Here is a 556-nt window from a genome sequence, read left to right as displayed (position 1 = left end):
GATGTGACATCGGCCGCTTCGAGAAAAAACGCGAGGTGGCATGTCACACCCTGACCGCTTGGCCCGTCATGGCTTCGAACGTCGATCTCCGGCGTTCCGAACATAGGGATGTGTCATGAGCGAGAACAAACGGCTGGTCTGGAACGAGGTGGCGCCGCAGGGTGCGAAGGCCCTTTTCGGCATCCACCACTACATCACCACGGGCACCGGCCTACCCCACGAACTGATCCACCTCGTCTTCCTGCGGGTTTCGCAGATCAACGGCTGCGCGCACTGCATCGACCTGCACACCCGGGACCTCCTGGACACGATGCCGTTCGAGAAGGTCGCCCTCGTTCCGGTCTGGGCCGAGGTGCCCCACCTGTTTCCCGACACGTACCGCGCCGCGCTCGCGTGGGCGGAGGAGGTCACCCTTGTCAGCGAGACGCACGCCTCCGACGAGGCCTATGCGGCCGCAAGCGCGGCTTTCGCGCCCAAGGATCTCGTGGACCTCACGATCACGATTGCGGCCATGAACGCGTTCAACCGGCTGGGCGCGCCTTTTCGGCTCCCGGTC

Annotated in this window: 1 protein-coding gene; it reads left to right on the top strand. The window is 64.6% G+C overall.

The window, feature by feature from the left end; all coding sequences use genetic code 11:
• Positions 1-115: 115 nt before the first annotated feature.
• Positions 116-556 (top strand): carboxymuconolactone decarboxylase family protein (locus NF876_RS25160; RefSeq protein WP_262271193.1); only part of this gene is annotated, 441 nt, incomplete at its 3' end.

Source organism: Microvirga yunnanensis, from assembly GCF_025460875.1.
This window is presented reverse-complemented; position numbering and strand designations above follow the sequence as displayed.